Genomic DNA, 26,231 nt, shown 5'->3' with positions numbered 1-26,231 from the left:
CGGCCCCACCGGCCTCCGGCAGCGGAGGCGGGAGCCGAATCGGTCACCACGCCACGATCGCAGCACCGCGCAACAAAGCACACCGCCGGCCGGGCGGGCCGGCCGGTCAGGGCGGCGGGGACACGACGCTGCGGGCGTCGTCGGGCAGGCGACGGGTGACGCCCCGGCGGTCCAGCAGCTCCAGCAGCGGCACCGCCACCCGGCGGGTGGTGTCCAGGGCCTGCCGGGCGGCGCTGAGCGTGAACGGCTGCGGCAGCCCGGCGAGGACCCGGGCGGCGGCGTCCACGGCGCCGGGCAGCAGCACCACGGTGTCGGCCAGCCGCAGCAGCGCCCCGGCCCGCACCGCCGCCCCGAGTTCCCGGGGCCCGAGTCCCCACTCGGCGAGGCGGTGCGCCTCCGGGGCCTGGAACGGCCGGTCGGCGTACTCGGCGCGGACGCGGGCCACCGCGCGGGCCACCGGCTCGGGCAGCGCGTCGCCGGCCGACGCGGTGACCCGCCCGCCGGCCACCCGCAGCGGCGGGCGCACGAGGGCCTCGACCAGGACCCGGTCGGGCAGGCCGAGGCGGTGGCGCAGCACGTCGACGGGGACACCCGCCTCCAGGGGGTGCGCGGCGGCGTACCGGGTGGTCTCGGCGGCCAGCCGGGCGGCCAGGGCCGCCCAGTGCTCGGGGTCGGCCAGCCAGTCCCCGGCGACGGGGGCGGTGGTGACGGGCACCCCCATCCGGGTCAGCTCCCCGACCCGGGCCAGGGCGCGGCGGCGCAGCTCCCCCGCCAGGTCGGGGCGGCCGTCGAGGTCGGCGAGGACCCGGGCGCGGGCGGCGGCGGCCCCGCGCCGGGTCAGCGGCGGCGGGGCCACGTCCAGCACGGTCACCCCGCCGGCGATCAGGTGCCGGCCGGGGTCGCGCAGCAGCGCCCGGTCGCCGACGAGCAGCGGCAGCGGCCGGGCCAGCCGCAGCCGGACGGTGTCGACGCCGAGCGGGCGCACCCGGGCGGCCACGGCGGCGGAGCCGACGTGCAGGGTGAGGGTGGCCGGCAGGTCGGCCGCCGGTTCCCCGGTGACGCGCACGTCGAGCAGGTCGGTGCGGCCGAACCGGCCGGGGGTGAGCAGCGCCTCGCCGCGGCCCAGCCGGTCGCGGGGCACGTTGCGCAGGTTCACCGCGACCCGGGCCACCGCGTCGACCCGGTCGCGGGCGACGCCGAGGCGGTGCAGGCCCCGCACCCGCACCTGCTCGCCGGTGCCCGCCAGCTCCAGGTGGTCGCCGACGGCCAGCCGGCCGCCGCCGAGGGTGCCGGTGACCACGGTGCCGGAGCCGGTGATCGTGAACGACCGGTCCACCCACAGCCGCACCGGCGCGTCGGCCGGCGGGTCGGGCAGCCGGGCCGCCAGGCGGTCCAGGGCCGCCCGCAGATCGGGCAGGCCGACACCGGTGACGGCGCTGACCGCGACGGCCTCCACGTGGCCCAGCGACGTGGCGGCGATCTCCGCGCGGGCCCGGGCCAGCGCCGGCCCCGGGTCGGCCAGGTCCGCGCGGGTCACCACCAGCAGCCCGTACGCCACGCCGAGCGCGTGCAGCGCGGCCAGGTGCTCGGCGGACTGGGGCATCCAGCCCTCGTCGGCGGCGACGACGAACAGCGCGGCGGGCGCGGGGCCGACCCCGGCGAGCATGTTCGGCACGAACCGCTCGTGGCCGGGCACGTCGACGAACGCGACCGTGCCGCCGGAGGGCAGCGTGGTCCAGGCGAAGCCGAGGTCGATGGTCATGCCCCGGCGGCGCTCCTCGGCCCACCGGTCCGGTTCCATCCCGGTCAGCGCCCGCACGAGGGTGGACTTGCCGTGGTCGACGTGCCCGGCGGTGGCCACCACCCGCACGTCAGCCCACCGCCCGCAGGTCGGCGTCCGCCGGCACGTCAGTCCTCCGCCGGCACGGCCAGCACGGCGGCGCGCAGCGCGTCGTCGGCGGCGGCGGGCACGCAGCGCAGGTCCAGCAGCAGCCGGCCCCGGGCGACCCGGCCGAGCACCGGCGGGTCGCCGACGCGCAGCAGCCCGGCGTACCGCTCGGGCAGGGCCAGGGCCCACGAGTCCAGCTCGACGCCGGGCGCGCCGCCGCCGCCGACCACGGCGGCCGTGGGCACCACCTCGGCCTTGCAGCCGTCGGCGGCCAACCGGTCGCGCAGGTGCTCGGTGCGCCGCCGCAGGGCGGCCGGGTCGGCGTGCAGGGCCGCCCGGGTGGGGGTGTCGGGGCCGTGCAGGGTGGCCGCCAGCGCGGCGAGGGTCAGCTTGTCGACCCGCAGGGCGCGGGCCAGGGGGTGGCGGCGCAGCCGGTCGACCAGGTCGGCGTCGCCGAGCAGCAGCCCGGCCTGCGGGCCGCCGAGGAGCTTGTCGCCGCTGGCGGTGACCAGGTGCGCGCCCGCGCGCAGCGTGCTCGCCGCGTCGGGCTCGGCGGGCAGCAGCGGGTCGGGCGCGAGCAGCCCGGAGCCGATGTCGGCGACGACCGGCACGCCCAGGGTCGCCAGCCGGTCGACGCCGACGGCGCTGGTGAAGCCGGTGACCACGAAGTTCGACGGGTGCACCTTCAACACGAACCCGGTGTCGGGGCCGACCGCGTCGGCGTAGTCGGCGAGGCTGGTGCGGTTGGTGGTGCCGACCTCCCGCAGCCGCGCGCCGGTGCTGGCCAGCAGGTCGGGCAGGCGGAACCCGTCGCCGATCTCCACCAGCTCGCCCCGGCTGACCACGATCTCCCGACCCGCCGCGAGGGCGGTGGCGGCCAGGACGAGGGCCGCCGCGCCGTTGTTGACCACGTGCACGCCGCCCGCGTCGGGCACGGCGGCGGCGAGCGCGGCGAGGGCGTCGCGGCCCCGCCGGGCCCGCCGGCCGGTGGCCAGGTCCAGCTCCACGTCGGTGTGCCCGGCGGCGGCGGCCACGGCGGCCACGGCGGCGGCCGACAGCGGGGCCCGACCCAGGTTGGTGTGCAGGACGACGCCGGTGGCGTTGAGCACCGCCGCCGGCGTCGCGGCGGGCAGCGCGGCGACCGCGGCGTCGCGTACCCGATCGGGGGTGATCTCACCGGCGCGGGCGCGGGCCTGCGCGGCGACGATCGCGGCCTTGACCCGGTCGCGGCCCAGCCGGTCGGCGGCGGCGGCCAGCCGGGGGTCGGCCAGCAGGACGTCGGTGCGCGGGACCCGCCGTCGGGGATCGGCGTCGCGCATCGCGTCCTTCCCACGGGTTGCCTGGCGGAGACGGACGGGAATCGAACCCGCCTGGCCCGGGTCCCGGACCACACCGGTTTTGAAGACCGGGAGGGGCACCAGCCGCCTGAACGCCTCCACCGGCCATTTGACCACAGCGCCCTGCCCGGCGTGCGGGGAGGGCGTCAGCCCTGCGCGGCGCGACGGTCGACGCGTGCGCGCTGCGGCACCACCGTGTACTTCGGGTCGCGGGCGGAGGCGACGCCGCCGTGGAAGATGCCGAACCGGGTGGCGACCGACGCGGCGAGCAGCGCCGCGCCGGACAGGCCGGACAGCAGCCGGCTGCGGCGGCCGACCAGCGCGCCGAGGACCCCGGCGGCGGTCAGCGCCCGGCCGGCACGCAACAGCCGGCCGGGCACGCCGGTGCGGTAGGGCTCGCTGAGCAGGCCGAGGCGGGTCTCCACCCGGTGCGCGCCCCACAGCTCCAGGGCCGCGCCGGCCACGGCCAACCGCCGGGCCGGGCCGGCCTGGGCGCAGGGCGCGGCGAGCAGGCCCACGCCGGCGCCGCTGGCCAGGGCGCTGCCCGCGAAGATCGTCGGCAGTTCCGGGTACGCCTCGTGCCACGACGGCACGGCCGTGTCGGCGAGCAGCACCCCCGTGTACGTGGCCAGGGCCGGCGCGGTGGCGGCGGCGACCAGTCCGGCGGCCCGCCCGGCGGCGGGCAGCAGCCGCCGCCCCACGCCGAGCACGCCCCGCTCGGGCAGCCACGGCGCGGCCTCGGCGACGGCGGCGACCCCGGCGGCCGGGCCGAAGACGGTGAGGATCCAGGTGCCCACCGACATCGGGGAGGTCGGCTTCGCCACCCGCAGCATGTGGTGGAAGCGGGCCGGCCGGCCCAGGTCGTTGACGAGGAAGTACGCGCTGGCGGTGACCGCCGCCAGCGAGGTGACCCGGCCGGCGCGACGCAACGCCGGCCGGCCGGTGAGCTGCCCACCGGCGGCCAGCAGCGACGACCCGGCGGCCAACCCGCCGGTGAACAGGTACGCCGCGATGTCCCACTTCCACACCGGCGGCTTCAGGATCGGGCGGCCGTAGTAGGAGGTGAACTCGGCCGGCGGGACGGTCACCTGTTCCCCGCCGCCGCGTCCGCTGCGGTAGCGGCGGAACCGGTCACCGACCGGCCGGTGCGGTGCGCTCACGAGGAACCTCCGACGAACGCGGCGACGGCCGCCGCCGCCATGGCCAGGGCGGCCAGCCCGGCACGTTTCCACATCCGGGGCAGGTCCCGGGTGGTGACCACCGGGTCGGGCGGCAGCCCGTACACCTCCGGTTCGTCGAGCAGCAGGAAGAACGCCCCGTCGCCGCCGACGCCGTCGGTGGGGTCGTGGCCGTAGAGCCGGGCCTGCGGCACGCCGCGCTCGTGCAGGGTGGCGACCCGCTGCGCGGCCCGTTCCCGCAACTCGTCGAGAGGGCCGTACTGGATGGACTCGGTGGGGCACGCCTGCGCGCAGGCGGGGGTCAGGCCCGCGCCGAGCCGGTCGTAGCACAGGGTGCACTTCCAGGCCCGGCCGTCGCCCTTACGCTGGTCGATCACCCCGTACGGGCAGGCGGGGATGCAGTAGCCGCAGCCGTTGCAGATGTCCTCCTGCACCACGACCGTGCCGAACTCGGTGCGGAACAGCGACCCGGTGGGGCACACGTCGAGGCAGGCGGCGTGGGTGCAGTGCTTGCACACGTCCGACATCATCAGCCAGCGGAAGTCGGAGCGGGTCTGGGCGCCGGTGCCGCGGCCGGGCGGCTGCGCGCCGGGCATGCCGAGGAACTGCGGGCCGGCGGCGCTGCTGCCCGGCGCGTCGGCGGCCGGGGCGGCGGGGCGGGGCTGCTCGACGAACGCCACGTGCCGCCACGAGTTCGCCGTCAGCGCGCCGGTGTTGTCGTAGGACATGCCGAGCAGGTCCAGCCCGGAGCCCGGCACGTCGTTCCACTCCTTGCAGGCGACCTCGCATGCCTTGCAGCCGATGCAGACGCTGGTGTCGGTGAAGAAACCCATCCGGGGCTGGGCGTCGGTCCAGCCGGCGTCCGGGGCCGGGTCCAGCGGCCCGTAGAGGCTGTTGGCGTCAGGCATCCCCGCCCCTGTTCTGCTCGTCGGCCGACGCCTCCGGCGAGCGTTCGTCGGTGCTGCCGGCCGCGTCGGTGGTGACGATCGGGACGCGGCGCTGCGGGGTCATCCCGGCCCGCCGCCGGTAGTCGGCGACCAGGTCGAGCAGGGCCGGCCCGGTGGGCCGCCGGCCGGGCCGCACGTCGCAGGTGCCGACCTTGCTCTCCTGGATCAGCACGTTCGGGTCCAGGGTGATGCCGAACAGGTCGTTGGCCGAGTCGCCGGTGACCAGCCCCTCCGTGCCGAAATGGTACGGCAGCCACAACTGGTGGATGATCCGGCCGTCGACCCGCAGTGGGGTGAGCCGGTCGGTGACCAGCACCTTCGCCTCGATCACCGCCCGGCCGCTGACCAGGTGCGCCCAGCCCAGGTGCGCCAGGCCCGCCTCCGCGGCCAGCTCCGGGGACACCTCCACGAACATCTCCGGCTGCAACTCGGCCAGCGGACGCACGGTGCGGCTCATCCCGCCGGCCGTGTGGTGCTCGGTGAGCCGGCTGACCGTGAACACGTACGGGAAGACGGCGCTGTGCGCCTCCGGCGGGCTCGGGTTGACCGAGTTGACCGGATGCTCGTAGACCTTGCGGGTCGGGTTGGCCTGCTGCCCGTACAGGGGGTTGCGCATCGGGGACTCGGCCGGCTCGTAGTGCGCCGGCAGCGGGCCGTCGAGCACGCCGCTGGGCGCGTACAGCCACGCTTTCCCGTCACCCTGCATGATGAACGGATCGTCGCCGGCGATGGCCGCCACCCCGGAGGCGCCCTCCGGCGGCCGGTACGTCGGCGGCTTCGTCTTCTCGAAGTCCGGCACGTCGTAGCCGGTCCACTCCCCCGCGTCCGGGTCCCACCACACGTACTTCTTGCGTTCGCTCCACGGGCGGCCCTGCGGGTCGGCGGAGGCCCGGTTGTAGAGGGTGCGCCGGTTCGCCGGCCACGCCCAGCCCCACTGCGCGGCCACCCAGTCCTGCTCGTGGCGGGAGCGGCGGCGGGCGGCCTGGTTGACGCCGTCGGCGTAGACGCCGGTGTAGATCCAGCAGCCGATCGCGGTGGACCCGTCGTCGCGGGCCTGCGTGAACGCCGACAGCGGGCGGCCGGTGGCCACCTCGTAGCCGTTGATCTCCCGCAGCACCGCCTCGGCGCTCGGCTCCGCGTGCGGGCCGTGCGTCGGGTAGTCCCAGGTCAGGTCGAGCAGCGCCCGGTCGCGCGGGTGCGGCGACCCGGCCAGCCTCTCCCGCAGCCGCCGGCCGAGGTGGTAGAAGAACCACAGCTCCGAGCGGGCGTCGCCCGGCGGGTCGACGGCCTTCTCCCGCCACTGCAACAGCCGCTGGGTCTGGGTGAACGTGCCCTCCTTCTCCACGTGGGAGGCCGCCGGCAGGAAGAACACCTCGGTGCGGCACTGCTCCGGCACGATCTCCCCGGTGGCCACCTCGGGGCTGTTCTTCCAGAACGTGGCGCTCTCGATGAGGAACAGGTCGCGCACGACCAGCCAGTCGAGGTTGGCCATGCCGAGGCGCTGGGCGCGGCCGTGCGCGGAGCCGACCGCCGGGTTCTGGCCGAGCAGGAAGTAGCCCCGGATCTTCCCGTCGATCATGTTGAGGACCTGCTGGTAGGTGCCGTGGTCGCCGGTCATCCGGGGCAGGTGGTCGTAGCAGAAGTCGTTCTCCGGCGTCGCCGCGTCCCCCCAGTACGCCTTGAGCAGGCTCGCCGCGTACGCCCGGGAGTTGCTCCAGAAGCCCTTCTGGCCGGGGTGGCGGATGCTGTCGACCCAGTCGTCGAACGTCTCGTGGTCGGCGTGGTGCGGCATCGGCAGGTAGCCGGGCAGCAGGTTGTAGAGCGTGGGGATGTCGGTGGAGCCCTGGATGCTGGCGTGCCCGCGCAGCGCCAGGATTCCCCCGCCGGGGCGGCCCATGTTGCCCAGCAGGGTCTGGATGATCGCGCCGGTGCGGATGTACTGCACGCCGACGCTGTGCTGCGTCCAGCCCACCGAGTAGACCAGCGCGCCGGTGCGTTCCCGGCCCGAGTTGGCCGCCCACGCGTCGGCCAGCTCCAGGAACTTCTCCTGCGGGATGCCGCAGACCCGCTCCACCATCTCCGGGGTGTAGCGGGCGAAGTGCCGCCGCAGGATCTGGTAGACGCAGCGCGGGTGCTGCAGCGTCTCGTCCCGCTGCGCCGGCGTGGGCACCGGCATGCCGTGCGACTCGTGGCGCAGCCCGGCCGCGCTGTCGCGTTCCTTGCCGGTGCCGGTGATCTCGGCGTGGCCCTCGTGGCCGGCGTACTGCCAGCTCGACGTGTCGTACGAGCCGGTGTCGGGGCGGTAGCCGGAGAACAGCCCGTCGAGGTCCTCGGTGTCGGCGAACTGGTCGCTGACGATCGTCGCCGCGTTGGTGTACGCCAGCACGTACTCCCGGAAGTCCAGCTCGTTCTCCAGGATGTGGCGCACCACGCCGCCGAGCAGCGCGATGTCGGTGCCCGCCCGGATCGGCAGGTACGTGTCGGCGACCGCGCTGGTGCGGGTGAACCGGGGGTCGACGTGGAAGACCTTCGCGCCGCGCCGCTTGGCCTCCATCACCCACTGGAAACCCACCGGGTGGGCCTCGGCCATGTTGGAGCCCTGGATGACGATGACGTCAGCGTTGACCAGGTCCTGTTGGAAGTCCGTCGCGCCGCCGCGACCGAAGCTGGTCCCCAGACCGGGGACGGTGGCGGAGTGTCAAATGCGGGCCTGGTTCTCGATCTGGAGCGCCCCCATCGCCGTGAACAGCTTCTTGATGAGGTAGTTCTCCTCGTTGTCCAGCGTCGCCCCGCCGAGGCTGGAGATGCCCAGCGTGCGGTGCAACGGCCGGCCCGCGTCGTCGACGTCCTCCCAGGTGTCCTCGCGGGCGGCGAGGATCCGGTCGGCGATCATGTCGAGCGCGGTGTCGAGGTCCAGGTCCTCCCACTCGGTCGCGTACGGCCGGCGGTAGCGCACCGTCGTCTGCCGCAGCGGACTGGTGACCAGGCTCTTGCTGGCCGAGCCCTTCGGGCACAGCCGCCCACGGGAGATCGGGCTGTCCGGGTCGCCCTCGATCTGGGTGACCCGGCCGTCGGTGACGAAGACCCGCTGCCCGCAGCCGACGGCGCAGTAGGGGCAGACCGAGCGGGCCACGCTGTCGGCGGTCTCGGTGCGGGCCGTCAGCGCCGCCGAGCGGGCCGACTGGGCCGCCGCGCCCCGGCCGAGCGGGTCGGTGCCGGTGAGCTGCCGGTAGACGGGCCAGCCCGCGAGGAACGTCCGCAGACCCATCGGCGCGCACCCCCTCCCCGGCGACAGAAGCTGACGTTCTGAACATAGGCCAGCGCCCGCCGCGCCGCGACCCTCAGCGGATCTTTTTCCGCCGCCGGGGGCGGTGCTCACCGCTGCCGGGCGCGGACCTTCTCGGCGCACGCCAGCAGCGCGGCCCGCGCGTCGCCGCCGAGGCTCTCGATCGCCACCAGCGCCGTGAACGCCACGTCGGCCAGCTCGGCGGCCACGTCGTCGCGGGTGTGGGTGACCCCCTTGCGGGGGTTCTGCCCGAGCACGCCGATCCACGCCCCGGCGGCCTCACCCGCCTCCTCGGTCAGCTTGAGGATCCGGCAGGTCAACTCCGCGTCCCCGGCGCCGTTGGCGGCGTCGAGCCACCCGCGCGCCGCCCGCACCGCATCCCAGATCGACTCGTCCATGGGGGAAGTGAACCCCGACGGCGGTGCGGGGCCGCACCCGGGGAGGCGAACGCCCCGTGCCGGCGGCACGGGGCGTTCGGGTGTCGTCACCTCACCACAGCTGCGCGACGATGTCGGCGGCCTGCTCCTCCCACTGGGCGTACGCGTACGGGTACGCCGACACCTGCACCGTCTGCGCCGCGGCGGTCAGCGGCAGCTCCCGCCAGCCGCCGACGTTCTTCAGCGCCCCGAAGAACGCCTTCGACGCGTACTCGGGGTCGGTGATCTGGTCGGGCGAGCCCCAACCGGACGACGGGCGCTGTTGGAACAGGCCCTGCGAGTCGTGGTCGTTGTACGCGCCGAGGTGGCCGAGGTTGTACAGCTTCGACTCCTGCAGCGAGGTGGCCACGCCGATCACGGCGCCGCGTTCGCCGACGCCGCTCTCCTTGGCGGCCTCGACGATGGCCCTGGCGTTGGCCACCTGCGCGTCGTCGAGCGGGATGCGCGACTGCGCGCCCTCGACGCCGTGCGGGATCAGCTCGTCGCGGCTCGGCTTGCCCGTCGACGGGGTGGACGTGCCGGCACCCGCGCCGGTGGTCAGCGCGGACTCGGCGGTGGCACCCTCCCGGGTCTTGCCGGTGGCCAGGTCAATGGCGGCGACGGCGCCCGCGTGCGGGCCGGTGGTGACGGGGGCGGCGACGGCCGTGGGGCCGAACGCCAGGCCGCCGAGGACGGCGACGCCGCTGATGGTCAGGACGGTCCTGCGGTTCGTGGTCTTCGCGATGGCCGGGAGCCATCGAGTGAAGTCGGCCTTCACGATGGTTGCCCTTTCGGTCGACACGACGCGCTCCGGAGTGAGCGCCCCTCGGGACCCGCCCCGGCCGGTGGGGTTTACCGGCGGGCGGTACGGGGGACACAACCAGCTTCACGTGTCCGTCATTCCGGATACGGGTGGCAGCGGCCGGGGTGCGGTCCCGGTCACGCCCGCAACCGGACACGACGGTCGACACCGGTCAGCGGGCGCGCGGCGCCCCGAACCGGACGAGAACGTGCCAGAGCATCTTGAGGTCCTGCAGCGTGGCCGCCAGCGGGCCGCGGTCGGCCCACCGGTCGGGCTCGGTGACCGCCGAGGCGGCGGCCCGGCCGATCAGCGCGGCGTCGACCGGTTCGCCGGGGCGGGCGAACTCGGCGTGGATCCGGGCGGCCAGCGGCGGGATGCCGGACCCCCGGAACTCGGCGTCGACCCCGTCGACCGGCAGCTCGAAGCCCGCGTGCCAGTGCAGCGCCGCCCCGTGGCGCGCCGCCAGGTCGGCCAGCACCCGGCCCACCCGGGTGCCCGCGAACGACGGGTCGAGCACGAACGCCTCGACGTCGCGGCCGAGGACGACCGCACCGTGGATCTGCGCCTCGACGTAGTCGTCCAGCGCGCGGACGGCCGGGCCGGCGCGCCAGGCGTCCCGGTCGCGGCGGCGCAACAGGGCCCCGAGCAGGGTGGCCGGGTCCGTCCCGGCGACGCCGAGGCTGACGCCCGTGCCGGCGGTGGCGTCGAGCAGCTCCGCCAGCACCGGCTCGGGCACGTCGACGGTGCCGAGGTGGGGCGGCTCCAGGTGGCTGTCGCCGAAGCAGAACGTGGCGCGGGCCAGCACCTGCGGCCGCAGCCGCAGGTGGCAGGAGCCGAACCGGGGACACGCGCCGTCGGGGTGGTCGAGCAGGTTGAGCCCGCCGTACGTCGGGCGGTCGGCCGGAAGCACGCCTGTCGCCTGGTAGGCGCCGCCGAACATCGCCTCCTCCCAGCGGTCCCGGTCGCCGCCGGGGAACGCGGTCAGGCCGCCGTTGGAGATGCCCGTGGCGAACTGGCTGCGGTAGACGCCCTGCGCGGCCAGCGCGTCGGCCACCGTCCGCCCGTCGGCGAGCAGCCGGTCGGGGTGGAAGTTCACGGTCAGCCGGCCGTGCGCGGCGACCGCCGCGACCAGCTCCTGCGGCCGGCGGCCGACGCCGGAGGCGGCCAGGTGCCGCGCGATCACGGCGCGGGTCGCCGGGCGTCGGAGTAGCGCCGACCGGCGCACGTGCGCCAGGGCGGCGGCCTGCGCCGGGGTCAGCGGTGGGTGGCCGGCGGCAGGGCCGGGGCGCGCCGTTCGGGGTGGGCGGGGCACAAGGGCCGATTGTGCCGGGCCGCTGCCCGAGGCTCGTAGCGCATTTCGCGCCGCCGGCCGGTTGACAGGGGCCGGACCCGATTCGAATAATTCATCTGCTGAACAAATTCCCGCCCGTGTCCCCGAGCCGCGCAGGAGGGCCCGTGCCGCTCGTGGCCGGAGTCGACTCGTCGACCCAGTCGTGCAAGGTCGTCGTCCGCGACGCCGAGACAGGCAGGCTGGTGCGCGAGGGGCGCGCACCGCACCCGGCCGGCACGGCGGTGCCGCCGGCCGCGTGGGAGGCCGCGCTGGCCGACGCCGTCGCGCGGGCCGGCGGGCTGGACGACGTGGCGGCCGCCTCGATCGCCGGGCAGCAGCAGGGCATGGTGTGCCTCGACGCCGACGGCGCGGTGGTCCGGGACGCCGTGCTGTGGAACGACACCCGCTCGGCCGACGCCGCCGCCGACCTGATCTCCGACCTGGGCGGCGGTGAGGCGGGCCGGCGGGCCTGGGCCGAGGCGGTCGGCCTGGTGCCGGTGGCCAGCTTCACCGTCACGAAGCTGCGCTGGCTGGCCTCGGCGGAGCCGCGCAACGCCGCCCGTACCGCTGCGGTGTGTCTACCGCACGACTGGCTGACCTGGCGGCTGTCCGGTGCGCCGGGGCTCGACGCGCTGCGCACCGACCGCAGCGAGGCCAGCGGGACCGGATACTGGTCGGCCGCCACCGGCGGCTACCGCCAGGACCTGTTCGGGTTGGCGTTCGGCCGCGACGACGTGCTGCTGCCGCAGGTGCTCGCGCCGACCGGCCGGGCCGGTCGGCTGCGCACCGGCGCGCCGCTGGGCGCCGGTGCCGGCGACTGCGCCGCCGCGGCGCTGGGTGTCGGCGCCGGGCCGGGCGACGTGATCGTGTCGATCGGCACCTCCGGCATCGTGTCCACCGTCTCCGACGTGCCGACCGCCGACCCGAGCGGGATCGTCGCCGGGTTCGCCGACGCGACCGGCCGGTTCCTGCCGCTGGTGTGCACGCTCAACGCCGCCCGGGTGCTGGACGCGGCCGCGGCCATGCTGCGGGTGGACCACGCGGGGTTGTCGGCGCTGGCCCTGTCCGCCCCGGCGGGCGCCGACGGGCTGGTCCTGGTGCCCTACCTGGAGGGCGAGCGCACCCCGAACCGCCCGCACGCCACCGGGGCCGTGCACGGCCTGACCCTGCGGACCTCCACCCCCGCCCACCTGGCCCGCGCGGCGGTGGAGGGCATGCTGTGCGCGCTCGCCGACGGGCTGGACACGATGCTCGCGCAGGGCACGACGGTCGACCGGGTCATCCTGGTCGGCGGCGGCGCCCACTCGGAGGCGGTCCGCCGGATCGCGCCCGCCGTCTTCGGCCGCCCCGTGCTCGTCCCCCCACCCGGGGAGTACGTCGCCGACGGCGCCGCCCGCCAGGCGGCCTGGACGCTCTCCGGTGGGCCGCAGCCGCCACCGTGGACGATCGGGCAGGTGGAGACGCACGAGGCGGACGCCGTGCCGGCGATCCGCGAACGGTACGCGGCGGCCAGGGCGAACGTTCTCGACCGCGCCGGCTGAGGGCGGCAGGCCGCGACACCGGTCGCCGCACCGCTGCGGGGTTACAGTGGGAGGCGCGTCGACCGGAAGGCGATGAGGTGACCACGTCCGCGGTGGTGGACCAGGTGGAGCTGGGCGACCACGTCTGCTGGTTCCACGACGACGAGACCGACGGTCTCGACGCCGTGGGCCGGTTCGCCGCCGCCGGCCTGCGGCTCGGCCACCGGGTCGTCTGCTTCCTCGACGCGCTGTCCGCCGAAGACGTGCGGGCGTCCGCCGCCCGCCACGGCGCGGCCCCCGGGCCCGCGCCGCACGCCGGTGAGCTGCGCATCGTGCCCTGCGGCTACAGCTACCTCGCCGGGGGCCGGTTCCGGCCCGAACGGGTCGTCGACGCCCTCGCCGCCGAGATCGCCTCGGCGCACCGCGAGGGCCACCCCGGCGTACGGCTGGTCGGGGACATGGCCTGGGCGGCGCGCCGGCAGGTCGGCATCGATACGCTGCGCCGTTACGAGGCCGCCGCCAGCGCGCTCTTCCTCGACGGCCGGGCGGCCGGCCTGTGCCTCTACGACCGGCGGATCTTCTCCACCGAGTGGTGTCAGGCGATGATGTCCGCGCACCCGGCCGCCGCCGCCCCGGCGTGCGGGCCGCGCTGGACACCGCTGCTGCGCGCCCACCGCACGGCCGACCCGGCGGGGCTGCGGCTGGTGGGGCAGGTCGACCGCAGCAACCGGGACGCCTTCGCGGCGCTGCTCGCCGCGGTCACCGAGGAGACGCCGGCGCGGCAGCCCGTCGTGCTGGACCTGTCCGGGCTGAGCTTCGTCGACGTGCGCTCGGCCGCGACGCTCGTGCGGGCCGGCCCGCGCGGCGTACGGCTGGTCGGCTGCCGGCCGGGGCTGGCGCGGCTGCTGGAGCTGGTGCGCGGCGGCCTGGCCGACGAGGACTGACGCCGGCCGGCCGGGCACCCCCGGCCGGCCGGCGTCAGGTGACCGTTGACCGTCAGTGGCCCCGGGCCAGCCACTGCGCGAGGTGCGGCTCCTCCGCGCCGATGGTGGTGCTGTCGCCGTGGCCGGTGTGCACGACCGTCTCCGGGGGCAGGGTGAACAGCCGGGTCCGGATCGACTCGATGATGGTGCCGAAGTCGCTGTACGAGCGGCCCGTCGCCCCCGGCCCGCCGGCGAAGAGGGTGTCGCCGGTGAAGACGACGCCGAGCTGCGGGGCGTGCAGGCTGCACGCCCCGGGGCTGTGGCCGGGGGTGTGCAGCACCCGCAGTTCGGTGCCCGCCACCTCGACCGTCGCGCCGTCGCGCAGCTCGCCGTCGGGGGCCGCGTCGGGGTGCACCATGTCCCACAGCACCCGGTCGTCGGGGTGCAGCAGCACCGGCGCGCCGGTGGCCCGGGCGAGCTGCGGGGCGACCCGCACGTGGTCGTCGTGGGCGTGGGTGGCCAGGATCGCCACCACCCGCCGGCCGCCGACGGTACGCAGGATCGCGTCGACGTCGTGCGGGGCGTCGACGACGACGCACTCGCTGTCGTCGCCGATCACCCACACGTTGTTGTCGACGTCGAAGGTCTGCCCGTCGAGGGAGAACGTGCCGGAGGTGACGGTGTGGTCGACGCGGGCGGTCACGGGAAGACCACCACCGACCGCAGCACGTCGCCGTGGTGCATCCGGGTGAACGCCTCCTCGACCTGGTCCAGGGCGATCTCCTCGGTGACGAACGCGTCCAGGTCGAGCCGGCCCTGCAGATACAGCTCGGTGAGCAGCGGGAAGTCGCGGCTGGGCAGGCAGTCGCCGTACCAGCTGGACTTGAGGGCGCCGCCGCGGCCGAACACGTCCAGCAGCGGCAGCTCCACGCTCATCTGCGGGGTGGGCACGCCGACCAGCACGACCGTGCCGGCGAGGTCGCGGGCGTAGAACGCCTGCTTCCACGTCTCGGGCCGACCGACGGCGTCGATGACGACGTCCGCGCCGAATCCGCCGGTGGCGGCCCGGATCGCCTCCACAGGGTCGTCCTCGGAGGCGTTGACGGTGTGGGTGGCGCCGAACCTGCGGGCCCAGTCGAGCTTGCGGGAGTCGGTGTCCACCGCGACGATCGTCGTCGCGCCGGCCAGGACCGCGCCGGCCACGGCGGCGTCACCGACCCCACCGCAGCCGATGACGGCCACGGAGTCGCCGCGGGTGACGCCGCCGGTGTTCATGGCCGCGCCGAGACCCGCCATCACCCCACAGCCGAGCAGGCCCACGGCGGCGGGCCGGGCCGCCGGGTTGACCTTCGTGCACTGCCCGGCGTGCACGAGGGTCTTCTCGGCGAACGCGCCGATGCCCAGCGCCGGCGACAGGACGGTGCCGTCGGTGAGCGTCATCTTCTGGGCGGCGTTGTGGGTGGCGAAGCAGTACCACGGCCGGCCCCGGCGGCAGGCGCGGCAGACCCCGCACACGGCCCGCCAGTTGAGCACCACGAAGTCGCCGGGGGCGACGTCGGTGACGCCGTCGCCGACCTGCTCGACGATCCCGGCGGCCTCGTGGCCGAGCAGGAACGGGAACTCGTCGTTGATGCCGCCCTCGCGGTAGTGCAGGTCGGTGTGGCAGACCCCGCACGCCTGGACGCGGACCACCGCCTCGCCGGGCCCCGGGTCGGGCACCACGATGGTGGTGACCTCGACCGGCGCGCCCTTGCGCCGTGAAATGACTCCCCGGACTTCCTGGCTCACGATTCCTCCTGGTCCACGCGCTTGTCGGTGTCGCCGCCACCGGGCCCCGGCCGACGACGCGGTACGCGCCGGCGGGCTGCCCGCGCCGATCACGTTCCCCGGCGAAACTACCGCCGATCACCTCGCCGGACCCACCGACGTGCGGGGGTTACCACCGGCGGGGCGGCCTGGACCGATTCGGCCGGTCGGCCGATGCTCTGCGCGGCGGCGAGGACCCGGCGGGCGGCGGTGCGGTAGCGCAGCACCTGGACCGCGCCGAGCGCCCAGAGGACGTACTGCACGGCGAAGGCCCACCGGAACGCGTCCAGGTCGGGGGCGGCCCGGCCGGCGGGGGTCGCCAGGTCCAGCACGATCCCGACGGCCAGCACGAGCGCGATCGAGGCGACGAAGCCGCCCACGTTGACGATGCCGATGGCGCTGCCGATCCGGCTGGCCGGGTTGAACGTGCGGGCGTAGTCGAAGCCGATGACGGAGCCGGGGCCGTTCGCGGCGAGCACCAGCACCAGCACGACCAGCAGCCAGCCCGGGGCACGGCCCGGCCAGGCGAGCACCACCGCCCACACCGCGGCGGTGGCCGCGGTGACGGCGAGCACGAGCACCGAGCGGCGCAGCGGGTAGCGGGCACACAGGTGGGCGACGACCGGGCCCGCCGCCAGGCTGGCCAGGGTCATCAGGGTGAGCAGGGACGCGGCGGCGGTGGGTGCCATCCCCTGCCCCTGCACCAGGAACGGGTACCCCCACAGCAGGGCGAAAACCGAGCCGGAGAACTGGGCGACGAAGTGCGTCCACAGTCCCAGCCGGGTGCCGGGCTGCGCCCAGGCCGCAGCGAGCTGCCGGCGTACCGTCGTCAGGTCGGGGGCCGGCACGGCGGCCGGCCCGCGGTGCGGGGTGTCCCGGACGACCGCGACGACCATGGTGAGCACGGTCGCGCCGAGCGCGGCGGCGCCGAGGAACGCCGGGGTCCAGCCCGCGTGGTGCAGCAGCGCGACCAGCGGCACGGCGCCCAGCACCGCACCGAGCTGACCGAGGGTGCCGGTGAGCTGCACCATCATCGGGTTGCGCCGGCCGGGGAACCAGAACGCGACGATGCGCAGCACGCTGATGAACGTCATCGCGTCGCCCAGGCCGACCAGCACCCGGGCGGCGACGGCGAGGCCGACGTCCGTGGCGACCGCGAAGCAGAGCTGACCGGCGACCATCAACGCGCCGCCGGCGACGAGCAGCCGGCGCGAGCCGTACCGGTCGAGCAGCACGCCCACCGGCACCTGCATCGCCGCGTACACGGCGAGCTGGGCGACGGTGAAGGTGGCCAACGTGGCCGCGCTGATGTCGAAGCGGTGCGCCGCGTCGACCCCGGTGACGCCCAGCGAGCCGCGGTGGAACACCGCCGCCACGTACGCGCTGAGGGCTACGGCCCAGACCCCGACGGCCCGGCGGCCGGGCGCGGCGGTCGCCTCGACCGCGGCGGCGGCGTGGAACGCCCGGTCGGCGGCCATCAGCGCGGCGACGTCGCCGGCCGCCGCGCGGCGGCGCCCGCCACCGGGCTGGGATGCGTCATCCATCCATGATGGGCGTCGCTCGCGCAGGTGTCCGCCACGGGCGGGCGGAACGTGGCGCGGCCCACCCGGGCGGCGCTGTGGCGTGCGCCACCTGATGGACACGCCGGTGCCGGGCGGCGGCGTCGGAACGGACTGGGCAGAATCGACACATGTCTTCCCGCCGGTGGCTGCTCGCCGATCAACTCGGGCCCCACTTCCTCGACGACGCGGCGCAGCCGGTGCTGCTCGTGGAGGCCCGGGAGCTGTTCCGGCGCCGCCCGATGCACCGACAGAAGGCGCACCTGCTGCTCTCCGCGCTGCGGCACCGCGCCGCCGAGCTGGGCGACCGGGCCCTGCTGGTGCGCGCCGACACGTTCCGGCAGGCCCTGGAGCGCGTCGACGGGCCGGTCGAAGTCTGCCACCCGCCGTCGCGGGCCGGGCTGGCCTTCGCCCGCTCGGTGCCGGGGCTGACCGTCCTGCCGCCGCGTGGTTTCCTCGTCCGCCGGGAGGACTTCGCGGCGTGGGCCGACGCCGACCGTCGGGGGCCGCTGCGGGTGTCCGACTTCTACCGCTGGGCGCGGCGCGAGCACGGCGTGTTCGAGGGCCCGCCGGGGCGGGTTCCCCGCCGTCCCCGCCGCGCCGCCACCGCCGGGCTGGTGGCGCCGGCTCCCCCACCGATCGTGGAGGACGACATCGACGCGGAGGTCCGCGCCGAGCTGGACGGCTGGGAGCGCGACGGCGTGCGGTTCGTCGGCCGCGACGGCCCCCGCCGCTACCCGGCCACCCACGCCGAGGCCGACGCGAGGCTGCGGCACTTCGTGGCGCACCGGCTGCCCGACTACGGCCGCTACCAGGAGGTGATGAGCGCGGGCGACCCGCTGCTGACCCACAGCGTGCTGTCGTCGTCGTTCAACCTGGGGCTGCTCGACCCGGCGGAGGCGGTCCGGGCCGCCGAGGGCGCCTGGCGGGACGGGGCCGCGTCGCTGTCGGCGGTGGAGCCGTTCATCCGGGGCCTGCTGGGCTGGCGGGAGTTCCTCTGGCAGCTCTACTGGTATCACGAGCCGGGCTACCGGGGCGGCAACTGGCTGGCCGCGACCGAGCCGCTGCCCGACTGGTTCGCCGGGCTCGACGCCGACGCCGTGGAGGCGCGCTGCCTGGCCGACGTGCTCGCCGGGGTCCGCGACCGCGCCTGGGCGCACCACGCGCAGCGCCTGCTGGTGCTCGGCAACTACGCGCTGCAGCGCGGCTGGCGGCCGGCGGAGCTGGCGGACTGGTTCCGGGACTGCTTCGTCGACGGCACCGACTGGGTGATGAACGCGACCGTCATCGGCATGAGCCAGTACGCCGACCTGGGCCGCATCGACACCCGCCCGTACGCCGTCGACGGCCGCTACATCGACGAGCTCAGTGACTACTGCACCGGGTGCCGCTACCAGCCGGAGACGACGCTGGGCGACCTGGCCTGCCCGTACACCGGGGGGTTCGACGCGTTCCTGCACCGCAACCACGACCGGCTCGTCGGCGACGCCCGGCTGGCCGCGGAGCTGGCCGAACGCGACGACCCGCAGCTGCGCGACGCGGTGCTGGCGCAGGAGGACAAGCGCGGCAGCAGCCCGCCCTGACCCAGGCGGCGGCGCCCGGCGCGTCGGTTCACCCGCGACGCCGGTCGGCGACGCCCCGGGCCGCCGGGGGGTCGCCCTCCAGCGGGGTCGGCGTGCGTCAGTGGTCGGCGGGGCGGCCCGCCCAGAAGCCGGTGACGAGGCGGTGGAACTCCTCGGCCCGCTCGATCTGCGGCAAATGCCCCGTGTCGGCGAACAGGTGGGTGCGGGCCCGGGGCAGCCGGGCCCGGGCGGCGTCGAGGTGGACGGCGGGCAGGATCAGGTCCCGGTCGCCCCAGACGACCAGGACGGGCAGGTCCAGCCGGGCCACCGCGTCGAGGAGTTCCTGACGCCACGGCGCGGCGACGCCCCGCACCGTGCCGAGGCTGGCGACGAGTTCGCGCATCACCCGGGCGGCGTGCGGGCGGCGGGCCACCGCCAGCGCCTCGGCGAGGCGGGCGGCGGTGACGTGCCGCCGGTCGTGGAACAGGGCCCGCTCGGTGCGGCGGGCCACGGCCCGGCTCGGCCGCAGCAGCAGCCGGGCCAGCGGTCGCACCGCCAGCAGCCGCAACCCGATGGTCACCTCGCGGCCGAAGCCGGCGCTGGCGACCAGCACCAGGCTGGCCACGCGGGCCGGGTCGTCGACGGCCAGCCGCATGGCCACCGCCCCGCCGAGGGAGTTGCCGACCAGGTGGGCGGGGCCGGGCACGCCGAGCGCGTCGAGGCAGTCGGCGGCGGCCCGGGCCAACGCCGGCAGGGTGTGCGGCTCGTCCAGCGGCGCGGACCCGCCGTGCCCGGCCAGGTCGAGGCTGATCACCCGGTGGTCGCGGGCGAGCCGCCCGTGCAGCTCGGCGAAGTCGGCGAGGGTGCGGCCGATGCCGTGCAGCAGCACCACGGGCGGGCCGTCGCCGGCGACCCGGCACCGGGCGACGCGCCCCCGCACGGTGACGATGGTGTCGGCCGGTCCGCTCACCCCAGCTCCCCCGCCGGGCCGTCGGCCGCCCCGGCGCCCCGGTTGCCGGCCGGCGCGGCGGGGCCGGACACCGCAGGCCCGCTCGCGGCGGGTGCCGGCGCGGCGGCGGGCCGGTTCACGGCGAGGGCGAGCACCCGGCCGTAGCCTGCGGGGGCGAGCCGGGCCAGCAGGTCGGGCAGCCGCGCCGACCAGCCGATCAGCACCCGCCCCCGACGCCGCTGCACACCACGCAGGATGGCCTCGGCGGCGGTCGCCGGGTCGATGGACAGCAGCCGCTCGAAGCGGCGGCGGGCGGCCTCGTACTCCTCGACGGGCACCCCGCTGCCGACGCGGGCGTCGGCGGCGATGCGGGTGCGGATGCCGCCGGGGTGCACGCACGTCACCCCGACCCCGTCGCCGGCCAGCTCCTGGCGCAGCGCCTCGGTGAAGCCCCGCACGGCGAACTTGCTGGCCGCGTAGGCGGCCTGCCCGGCGGGGGCGATGAGCCCGAAGAGGCTGGACACGTTGACCAGATGCGCGCCCGGCTCGGCCTTCAGGGCGGGCAGCAGGGCGTGGGTGAGCTGCACCACGGCCCGGAAGTTGACGTCGACCACCCAGCCGAACTCGTCCAGGGTGACCTGGTCGAAGCGGCCGCCCAGCGCGACACCGGCGTTGTTGACCAGCAGCCGCAGCCGCGGGTGCCCCCGCCGCAGCTCCCCGGCCACCCGGGCGGTGGCGGCGGCGTCGGCCAGGTCGACCACGACGGTGTCGACCTGCCGGCCGGGGTGGGCGGCGCGCAGCGCGGCGGCCACGGCGGCGAGCCGGTCGGCGTCGCGGTCGAGCAGCACCAGGTCGGTGCCGCGCCGGGCCAGGCCGTGGGCGAGGGCCTCGCCGATGCCGCCGGCCGCCCCGGTGACCACGGCCGTGCCGGCCGTGAAGTCGAACCTGCGCACGTCGATCTCCCTTCGCCCCGACCGGTCAGCCGACGCCGCTGCCGGCCGGGTGGGCCGGGTCGCGTCGCTGCGTCGGGGACGCCTGCGGGGCGCGCGAGAACCGCACCCCGGCGTCGGTGAGCCGGCCGTGCCGCATGAGCAGCACGTCACGGACGTAGTTCTGGTGCAGCCGCCACGGCGCGGACGCGCCCTGCTTGGGCAGCGCGTCGACGCTGCGCAGCACGTAACCGGCCTTGAGGTCGATGATCGGCTCCAGCGGGCCGCCGGTGGGGGCCAGCGGGGTGACGACCTGCTGACCGGTGGCGTCCAGGTGCCGCAGCAGCCGGCACACGTACGTGGCGACGAGGTCGGCCTTGAGCGTCCAGGAGGCGTTGGTGTAGCCGATGGTCATCGCGAAGTTCGGCACCTGCGACAGCATCATGCCCTTGTAGGCGACCGTCGCGCCGAGGTCGACGTCCCGCCCGTCGACGGTGAGCGTCATGCCGCCGAGGGCGAGCAGGTCGAGGCCGGTGGCGGTGACGACGACGTCGGCGGTCAGTTCGACGCCGGAGGCGAGCCGGATGCCGGTGGGGGTGAACGTGTCGATCCGGTCGGTCACCACGTCGGCGCGGCCGGTGCCGAGGGCGGCGAACAGGTCCCCGTCGGGGGCCACGCACAGCCGCTGGTCCCACGGGTCGTAGCGGGGGGAGAAGTGCCGGTCGACGTCGTAGCCGGCCGGGAGGCGGCCGGCCGCCGCGCGCCGCAGGAACCGCTTGACCAGCGTCGGGGCGCGGCGGCTGAGCTGGAAGTTGGCGGTGCCGAGCAGCACGTTCTTCCACCGCACCACCGGGTACGCGGCCTTCGCCGGCAGCCAGCGCCGCAGCGCGTCGGCGAGCACGTCGCGCGACGGCAACGCGATGACGTACGTGGGCGAACGCTGCAGCATCGTGACGTGGGCGGCCCGCCGCGCCAGAGCCGGGACGAGAGTGACGGCGGTGGCGCCGCTGCCGACCACGACGACCCGCGCGCCGGTGTGGTCGAGGTCGGCCGGCCAGTGCTGCGGGTGGACCAGCCGCCCGGTGTACGAGTCGACGCCTGGCAGGTCGGGGGTGTAGCCGGCGTCGTAGCGGTAGTAGCCGGAGCAGACGAACAGGAATGCGCAGGTGACGGTGACGTCCTCGCCGGTGTCGTCGCGGTGGGCGCGCACCGTCCAGCGGGCCGTGGCGCTGTCCCACCGCGCGGCGAGGACCCGGTGGTGGAATCGGATGTGCCGGTCCACCCCGTACTCGTGGGCGGTGTCGCGCACGTACGCGCGGATCGACTCGCCGTCGGCGATGGCGCGCGGGTTCGTCCACGGTTTGAACGAGTAGCCGAGGGTGAACATGTCCGAGTCCGACCGCACGCCCGGGTAGCGGAACAGGTCCCAGGTGCCGCCGATCGCGTCGCGGGCCTCCAGCACCGCGTACGTCTTGTCGGGGCAGGTGCGGCGTAGGTGGCAGGCCGCGCCGACGCCGGAGAGGCCGGCGCCGACGATCAGCACGTCGACGTGCTCGCAGGCCATGACGTGTCTCCCGTCGCAGGCGGTGAAACGGACACTATCCACCGCCGTCGACGGCGGTCAACGCCCGGCCTCGGGTGGCGCGATCGGGGCCGGGGCGGGCCCGGCGGCCGGCATGATCGGGGCATGCGGCCAGGATCGGGGCGGGGCAGGCGCAGTGTCGCGCACACCGCCGACGTGCGGATCGAGGCGTGGGCACCGGACCGGGAGGGCTGCGTGGCCGAGGCCGTGGCGGCGATGGTGGAGACGTTCGCCGACACCACCGGCGCGGGCCCGGGCGTCGAGGCGGAGTTCGACGTGCCGGCCGGCGACGACGCCGACCTGCTGGTGGGCGTCCTCGACGAGGTGATCTTCCGGTTGGAGACCGCAGGGACGCTGCCGGTCACGACACGGGTGAGCGCCACCGGCTCCGGCGGCCTGCGGGTGCGCTGGCGGCTGGTGGACACCGGCGCGGTGGAACTGGTCGGCGCGGTGCCGAAGGCGGTGGCCCTGCAGGAGCTGCGCTTCGGCCCCGGCCCGCGCGGCTGGTCCTGCGCGGTGACCCTCGACGTGTGAGCGCCCGCTCAGCCCTTGACCACGCCGAGCGGCACCAGCCGGGCCACCCGGCGGCACAACCCGGCCGCCTCGGCGACGTCGACCACCGCCGACACGTCCTTGTACGCCTGCGGTGTCTCCTCGGCCAGCCCCCGCCACGACGCCCCCCGCACCGCGATGCCCCGCGCCTGGAGTTCCCGGCGCAGCTCCTGCCCGCGCACCGACCTCCCCGCCTGCGCGCGGCTGCGCACCCGGCCCGCCCCGTGGCAGGTCGAGGCGAACGCGGGCGCACCGGCCACGCCGGTGAGCACGTACGAGGCGGTGCCCATCGAGCCGGGGACGAACACGGGCTGCCCGGCGGCGCGCAGGTCGGCGGGCAGCTGCGGGTGCCCGGGCGGCAGGGCCCGGGTGGCGCCCTTGCGGTGCACGCACAGCCGCCGGTCCGCCCCGTCCACCCCGTGCGTCTCGATCTTGGCGAGGTTGTGCGACACGTCGTACACCAGGTGCAGGCCGCTGCCGGCGGTGCGGGCAAAGACCCGGCGGGCGGCGGCGGTGAGCAACTGCCGGTTGGCGCGGGCGTAGTTCGCGGCGGCGGCCATCGCCCCCAGGTACGCCCGGCCCTGCGGCGACCGCACGGGCGCGCAGGCCAGCTGCCGGTCGGGCACCTCGATGCCGTGGCCGGGCATCGCCCGTTCCATCGCCCGGACGTGGTCGGTGCAGATCTGATGGCCCAGCCCCCGCGACCCGCAGTGGATCATCACGACGACCTGGCCGACGCGCAGCCCGAACGCCGCCGCCACCGCCTCGTCGTACACCTCGTCGACCGCCTGCACCTCCAGGAAGTGGTTGCCGGAGCCGAGGCTGCCCACCTGCTGCTGACCGCGCTGCACGGCACGGTCGCTGACCTGCCCGGGGTCGGCGTCGTCGACCACGCCGGCGTCCTCGCAGCGCGCCAGGTCGCGGGGCACGCCGTGGCCGCGTTCGACGGCGTAGCGGGAGCCGCCGCGCAGCACCGCGTCCAGCTCGGCCCGGTCGGCCAGCTGCCACACCGCGCCCCGGCCCATGCCGCGCGGGATGGCCGCGTCGAGGCCGTCCATCAGCGCGTCGCGCACCCTCGGCAGGTCGGTCCGGTCGAGGTCGGCGGCGAGCAGCCGCACCCCGCAGGAGATGTCGAAGCCGACGCCGCCCGGGGAGACCACGCCACCGGCGGCCACGTCGGTGGCGGCGACGCCGCCGATCGGGAACCCGTACCCCCAGTGCACGTCGGGCATCGCGTACGAGGCGCCGACGATCCCGGGCAGGGTCGCCACGTTCGCCACCTGCTGCGGCCACCGGTCCTCGTCGACGTGCGGGATCAGCGCCCGGGAGGCGAACACGACCCCCGGCACCCGCATCGGGTCGCGCCGGTCGATCCGGAACCGGTACGGCGACTCCTCGACCAGCTCCATGCCGCTGCGGCTACCCGCCCGGCGGCCGGCTACACGTCGCGGACGCACCCAGGCGGTTCGACGCCGCCAACGGGGGTAGTGCCCCCGCATGCCTCAGCGCTACGACGACTATCCCCGCATCGCGATCATCACCGGCGCCGACTCCGGCATCGGCAAGGCGTGCGCGGTGGCGCTCGCCGACGCCGGCTTCGACATCGGCATCACCTGGTACGACGACGCCGACGGCGCCCGGCGCACCGCCGACGAGGTACGCGCCGCCGGCCGCCGCTGCGCCACCGCCGAGCTGGACCTGACCCGGCTGCCGGACGCGGCGGCCGTCGTCGACGAGCTGGCCGACCGGCTCGGCGGGCTCGGGGTGCTGGTGAACAACGCGGGCACGGGCGCGTCCGCGCCGTTCGTCGAGACGAGCTGGCAGCAGTGGCGGGACGTGCTGGCGGTGGACCTGGACGGGCCGTTCCTGTGCGGTCAGCGGGCCGCCCGGCGGATGCGGGCGGCGGGCACCGGGGGCCGGATCGTCAACATCACCAGCGTCCACGAGCACGCCCCCCGGGTGGGTTCGTCGGCGTACTGCGCCGCGAAGGGCGGGCTGGGCCTGCTGACCCGGGTGATGGCGCAGGAACTGGCCGCCGACGGGATCACCGTCAACGCGGTCGCCCCCGGTGAGATCGCCACCCCGATGACCGGGCAGGAGGACGTCGACCCGCTGACGCAGGCGCGCCCCGGGGTGCCGGTGGGTCGGCCCGGCGACGCCCGGGAGGTCGCGGCGGTGGTGGCGCTGCTGGCCTCCCCCGCCGCCGCGTACGTGACCGGGGCGTCGTGGCCGGTCGACGGCGGGATGCTGCTGATGGGCCCGCAGGCGGGCTCGCACCTGAGCGCCGACGACTGGCGGCAGGGCTGACGGCCACGACGCGGACCGCCGGCGGCCCCCCACCCTCCGTGCGGGTGGGGGGCCGCCGGCGCGACAATGGGCGGGGCCCGGGGTGTCGCCGGTGCCGTCCCGGCGTCTTCGAGGAGGGCCCGAGGTGTCCGAGACCGCCCCGCCCGACCCCGGCGACGAGCTGCGGGCCGACTGCGCCCGCTGCGTCGGGCTGTGCTGTGTCGCGCCCGCGTTCGCCGCCTCGTCGGACTTTGCCGTGGACAAGCCGGCCGGGCGGCCGTGCCCGAACCTCGGCGACGACTTCCGCTGCGGCATCCACCGGGACCTGCGGGCCCGGGGCTTCCCCGGGTGCACCGTCTTCGACTGCTTCGGGGCGGGCCAGCGGGTCGCCCAGGTCACCTTCGCCGGCCGAGACTGGCGGGCGGCCCCCGGCGAGGCGACCCGCATGTTCGACGTGTTCGCCGTGATGCGGCCGCTGCACGAGCTGCTGTGGTATCTGACGCAGGCGGTGACGCTGACCGCGCCGGGGCCGCTGCGCGTCGAGCTGGACGCGGCGCTGGCGCAGACCCGGCGGCTGGCCGGCGGCACCGCCGCGCAGCTGCTGGCCGTGGACGTCGACGCGCACCGGGGGCGGGTGAACCCGCTGCTGGTGCGGGTGAGCGAACGGGTCCGGGGTGAGCGGGCCGGCGCGGACCGGCGGGGGGCGGTGCTGGTCGCCGCCGACCTGCGCCGGGCCGACCTGGTGGGGGCGAACCTGCGCGGCGCGGTGCTGCTCGGGGCGGACCTGCGGGGCGTGGACCTCACACTGGCCGACCTCACCGGCGCCGACCTGCGCGGCGCGGATCTGCGGGGCGCGGACCTACGCGGCACGCTGTTCGTGCACCAGTCGCAGGTCGACGCGGCCCGGGGCGACCACCGCACCGGCCTCCCGGCGACGGTGACCCGCCCCGCGCACTGGTCGCTGCCGGTCGTCCCGGCCCGCCGCCGCGGCGCGAACCCGGCGGGCCGGGTCCGCCGCCGCTGACCGGCCGACGCTCGCCGCCGGCCCGGGGGACGTTTGCCGGCCGGCCAGCCGGGCACGAGGCCCCCATGACCAGTGAGCGACGCTACGACCGTGCCAGCACCGACGAGCCGGACGGCGTGCCGGCCATGGAGGGCTCCCTGCGCCCGCCGGGCGATTCGGTGCGCACGAGCACCGACAGCGGGGACGACTTCGCCGACCTGCCGGCCGAACAGGCCCGCCCGGCCCGGGACACCAGCCGGGCCGGCTATGACGTCGACGCCGTCTCCGGCGCCGCCGACCCTTCCCGCGAACCCTGACCTCTCACCCGGCGGGCGGTGCCGGCGACGTCAACCGTCGGCGTCGGTCGTCGAGGAGT

General features: G+C 76.3%; 22 protein-coding genes and 1 tRNA gene. 7 read left to right on the top strand and 16 right to left on the bottom strand.

Annotated elements, in window-relative coordinates; translation table 11 throughout:
* Positions 1-106: 106 nt before the first annotated feature.
* The 9 genes from selB to TK50_RS31190 form a co-directional block, all read right to left on the bottom strand.
* The gene (gene selB, locus TK50_RS31230; RefSeq protein ID WP_043969103.1) at positions 107-1,870 is read right to left on the bottom strand and encodes a selenocysteine-specific translation elongation factor; all 1,764 of its coding nucleotides are present in this window, start codon (positions 1,868-1,870) and stop codon (positions 107-109) included.
* A gap of 38 nt (positions 1,871-1,908) precedes the next feature.
* Positions 1,909-3,207: an L-seryl-tRNA(Sec) selenium transferase gene (gene selA / locus TK50_RS31225; RefSeq protein WP_043969102.1), complete on the bottom strand. Its 1,299-nt coding sequence runs from the start codon at positions 3,205-3,207 to the stop codon at positions 1,909-1,911.
* A gap of 22 nt (positions 3,208-3,229) precedes the next feature.
* Positions 3,230-3,325, bottom strand: a tRNA-Sec gene (locus TK50_RS34270).
* A gap of 46 nt (positions 3,326-3,371) precedes the next feature.
* The gene (gene nrfD / locus TK50_RS31220) at positions 3,372-4,385 is read right to left on the bottom strand and encodes an NrfD/PsrC family molybdoenzyme membrane anchor subunit (protein ID WP_043969101.1); all 1,014 of its coding nucleotides are present in this window, start codon (positions 4,383-4,385) and stop codon (positions 3,372-3,374) included.
* A complete protein-coding gene (locus TK50_RS31215; RefSeq protein ID WP_043969100.1) occupies positions 4,382-5,311 on the bottom strand; it encodes a 4Fe-4S dicluster domain-containing protein in 930 nt (309 codons plus the stop codon). The genes nrfD and TK50_RS31215 overlap by 4 nt, the downstream gene beginning before the upstream one ends.
* Positions 5,304-8,618, bottom strand: coding sequence for a formate dehydrogenase (gene fdh / locus TK50_RS31210; protein ID WP_241774153.1), 3,315 nt, complete (start codon positions 8,616-8,618; stop codon positions 5,304-5,306). The genes TK50_RS31215 and fdh overlap by 8 nt, the downstream gene beginning before the upstream one ends.
* 107 nt (positions 8,619-8,725) lie before the next feature.
* Positions 8,726-9,034 carry a MazG-like family protein gene (locus TK50_RS31200; RefSeq protein WP_043969096.1) on the bottom strand — a complete coding sequence of 103 codons (309 nt, stop codon included), beginning with the start codon at positions 9,032-9,034 and terminating at the stop codon, positions 8,726-8,728.
* 91 nt (positions 9,035-9,125) lie between these two features.
* Positions 9,126-9,830 (bottom strand): hypothetical protein, encoded by a 705-nt coding sequence (locus tag TK50_RS31195; protein ID WP_043969095.1) that lies wholly within the window; start codon positions 9,828-9,830, stop codon positions 9,126-9,128.
* Between the two features lie 196 nt (positions 9,831-10,026).
* On the bottom strand, positions 10,027-11,166 hold the full coding sequence (locus TK50_RS31190) for a DUF3626 domain-containing protein (protein WP_338390916.1): 1,140 nt from the start codon (positions 11,164-11,166) through the stop codon (positions 10,027-10,029).
* A gap of 143 nt (positions 11,167-11,309) precedes the next feature.
* On the opposite strand from TK50_RS31190, the gene TK50_RS31185 reads away from it, so the two are divergent.
* Both TK50_RS31185 and TK50_RS31180 read left to right on the top strand, forming a co-directional pair.
* Positions 11,310-12,725, top strand: coding sequence for an FGGY-family carbohydrate kinase (locus TK50_RS31185; protein ID WP_043969094.1), 1,416 nt, complete (start codon positions 11,310-11,312; stop codon positions 12,723-12,725).
* Positions 12,726-12,802: 77 nt separating this feature from the next.
* Positions 12,803-13,648, top strand: coding sequence for an MEDS domain-containing protein (locus tag TK50_RS31180; RefSeq protein WP_043969093.1), 846 nt, complete (start codon positions 12,803-12,805; stop codon positions 13,646-13,648).
* Positions 13,649-13,700: 52 nt separating this feature from the next.
* Here the strand turns inward: TK50_RS31180 and TK50_RS31175 are convergent, their stop codons facing one another.
* From TK50_RS31175 to TK50_RS31165, 3 genes are all read right to left on the bottom strand, one after another.
* Positions 13,701-14,330 (bottom strand): MBL fold metallo-hydrolase, encoded by a 630-nt coding sequence (locus TK50_RS31175; protein WP_043969092.1) that lies wholly within the window; start codon positions 14,328-14,330, stop codon positions 13,701-13,703.
* Positions 14,327-15,415 carry an S-(hydroxymethyl)mycothiol dehydrogenase gene (locus tag TK50_RS31170; RefSeq protein ID WP_043969091.1) on the bottom strand — a complete coding sequence of 363 codons (1,089 nt, stop codon included), beginning with the start codon at positions 15,413-15,415 and terminating at the stop codon, positions 14,327-14,329. Before TK50_RS31170 ends, TK50_RS31175 begins: the two co-directional genes overlap by 4 nt.
* Before the next feature lie 107 nt (positions 15,416-15,522).
* Positions 15,523-16,977 (bottom strand): MFS transporter, encoded by a 1,455-nt coding sequence (locus TK50_RS31165; protein ID WP_229405510.1) that lies wholly within the window; start codon positions 16,975-16,977, stop codon positions 15,523-15,525.
* A gap of 146 nt (positions 16,978-17,123) precedes the next feature.
* On the opposite strand from TK50_RS31165, the gene TK50_RS31160 reads away from it, so the two are divergent.
* Positions 17,124-18,575 (top strand): cryptochrome/photolyase family protein, encoded by a 1,452-nt coding sequence (locus tag TK50_RS31160; protein WP_043969090.1) that lies wholly within the window; start codon positions 17,124-17,126, stop codon positions 18,573-18,575.
* Positions 18,576-18,672: 97 nt separating this feature from the next.
* Here TK50_RS31160 and TK50_RS31155 read toward each other — a convergent pair whose 3' ends face one another.
* The 3 genes from TK50_RS31155 to TK50_RS31145 are packed head-to-tail and all read right to left on the bottom strand — an operon-like array spanning position 18,673 to position 21,996.
* Entirely contained in the window at positions 18,673-19,524 is an 852-nt protein-coding gene (locus TK50_RS31155) for an alpha/beta fold hydrolase (protein WP_043969088.1), read from the bottom strand.
* Positions 19,521-20,456 (bottom strand): SDR family NAD(P)-dependent oxidoreductase, encoded by a 936-nt coding sequence (locus TK50_RS31150; protein WP_043969086.1) that lies wholly within the window; start codon positions 20,454-20,456, stop codon positions 19,521-19,523. Before TK50_RS31150 ends, TK50_RS31155 begins: the two co-directional genes overlap by 4 nt.
* Before the next feature lie 25 nt (positions 20,457-20,481).
* On the bottom strand, positions 20,482-21,996 hold the full coding sequence (locus tag TK50_RS31145) for a flavin-containing monooxygenase (protein WP_043969084.1): 1,515 nt from the start codon (positions 21,994-21,996) through the stop codon (positions 20,482-20,484).
* 123 nt (positions 21,997-22,119) lie between these two features.
* On the opposite strand from TK50_RS31145, the gene TK50_RS31140 reads away from it, so the two are divergent.
* Positions 22,120-22,548 carry an archease gene (locus TK50_RS31140; protein WP_043969083.1) on the top strand — a complete coding sequence of 143 codons (429 nt, stop codon included), beginning with the start codon at positions 22,120-22,122 and terminating at the stop codon, positions 22,546-22,548.
* An 8-nt stretch (positions 22,549-22,556) separates the two neighbouring features.
* Here the strand turns inward: TK50_RS31140 and TK50_RS31135 are convergent, their stop codons facing one another.
* Complete coding sequence (locus TK50_RS31135) at positions 22,557-23,975, bottom strand: RtcB family protein (RefSeq protein ID WP_043969082.1); 1,419 nt, start codon at positions 23,973-23,975, stop codon at positions 22,557-22,559.
* Between the two features lie 88 nt (positions 23,976-24,063).
* Between TK50_RS31135 and TK50_RS31130 the strand changes: the two genes are divergently transcribed.
* The 3 genes from TK50_RS31130 (at position 24,064) to TK50_RS31120 (ending at position 26,172) form a co-directional block, all read left to right on the top strand.
* Positions 24,064-24,873 carry an SDR family oxidoreductase gene (locus TK50_RS31130; protein WP_043969081.1) on the top strand — a complete coding sequence of 270 codons (810 nt, stop codon included), beginning with the start codon at positions 24,064-24,066 and terminating at the stop codon, positions 24,871-24,873.
* Between the two features lie 124 nt (positions 24,874-24,997).
* Positions 24,998-25,876, top strand: coding sequence for a pentapeptide repeat-containing protein (locus TK50_RS31125; RefSeq protein WP_043969080.1), 879 nt, complete (start codon positions 24,998-25,000; stop codon positions 25,874-25,876).
* Positions 25,877-25,941: 65 nt separating this feature from the next.
* Positions 25,942-26,172, top strand: a complete 231-nt coding sequence (locus tag TK50_RS31120; protein WP_043969079.1) for a hypothetical protein — start codon at positions 25,942-25,944, stop codon at positions 26,170-26,172.
* Positions 26,173-26,231 lie beyond the last annotated feature (59 nt).

It is taken from the genome of Micromonospora haikouensis, assembly GCF_000876225.1.
Lineage (GTDB): Bacteria > Actinomycetota > Actinomycetes > Mycobacteriales > Micromonosporaceae > Micromonospora > Micromonospora haikouensis.
Note: the sequence above shows the minus strand (reverse complement) of the source record. Positions and strands in the feature narration are given on the sequence as shown.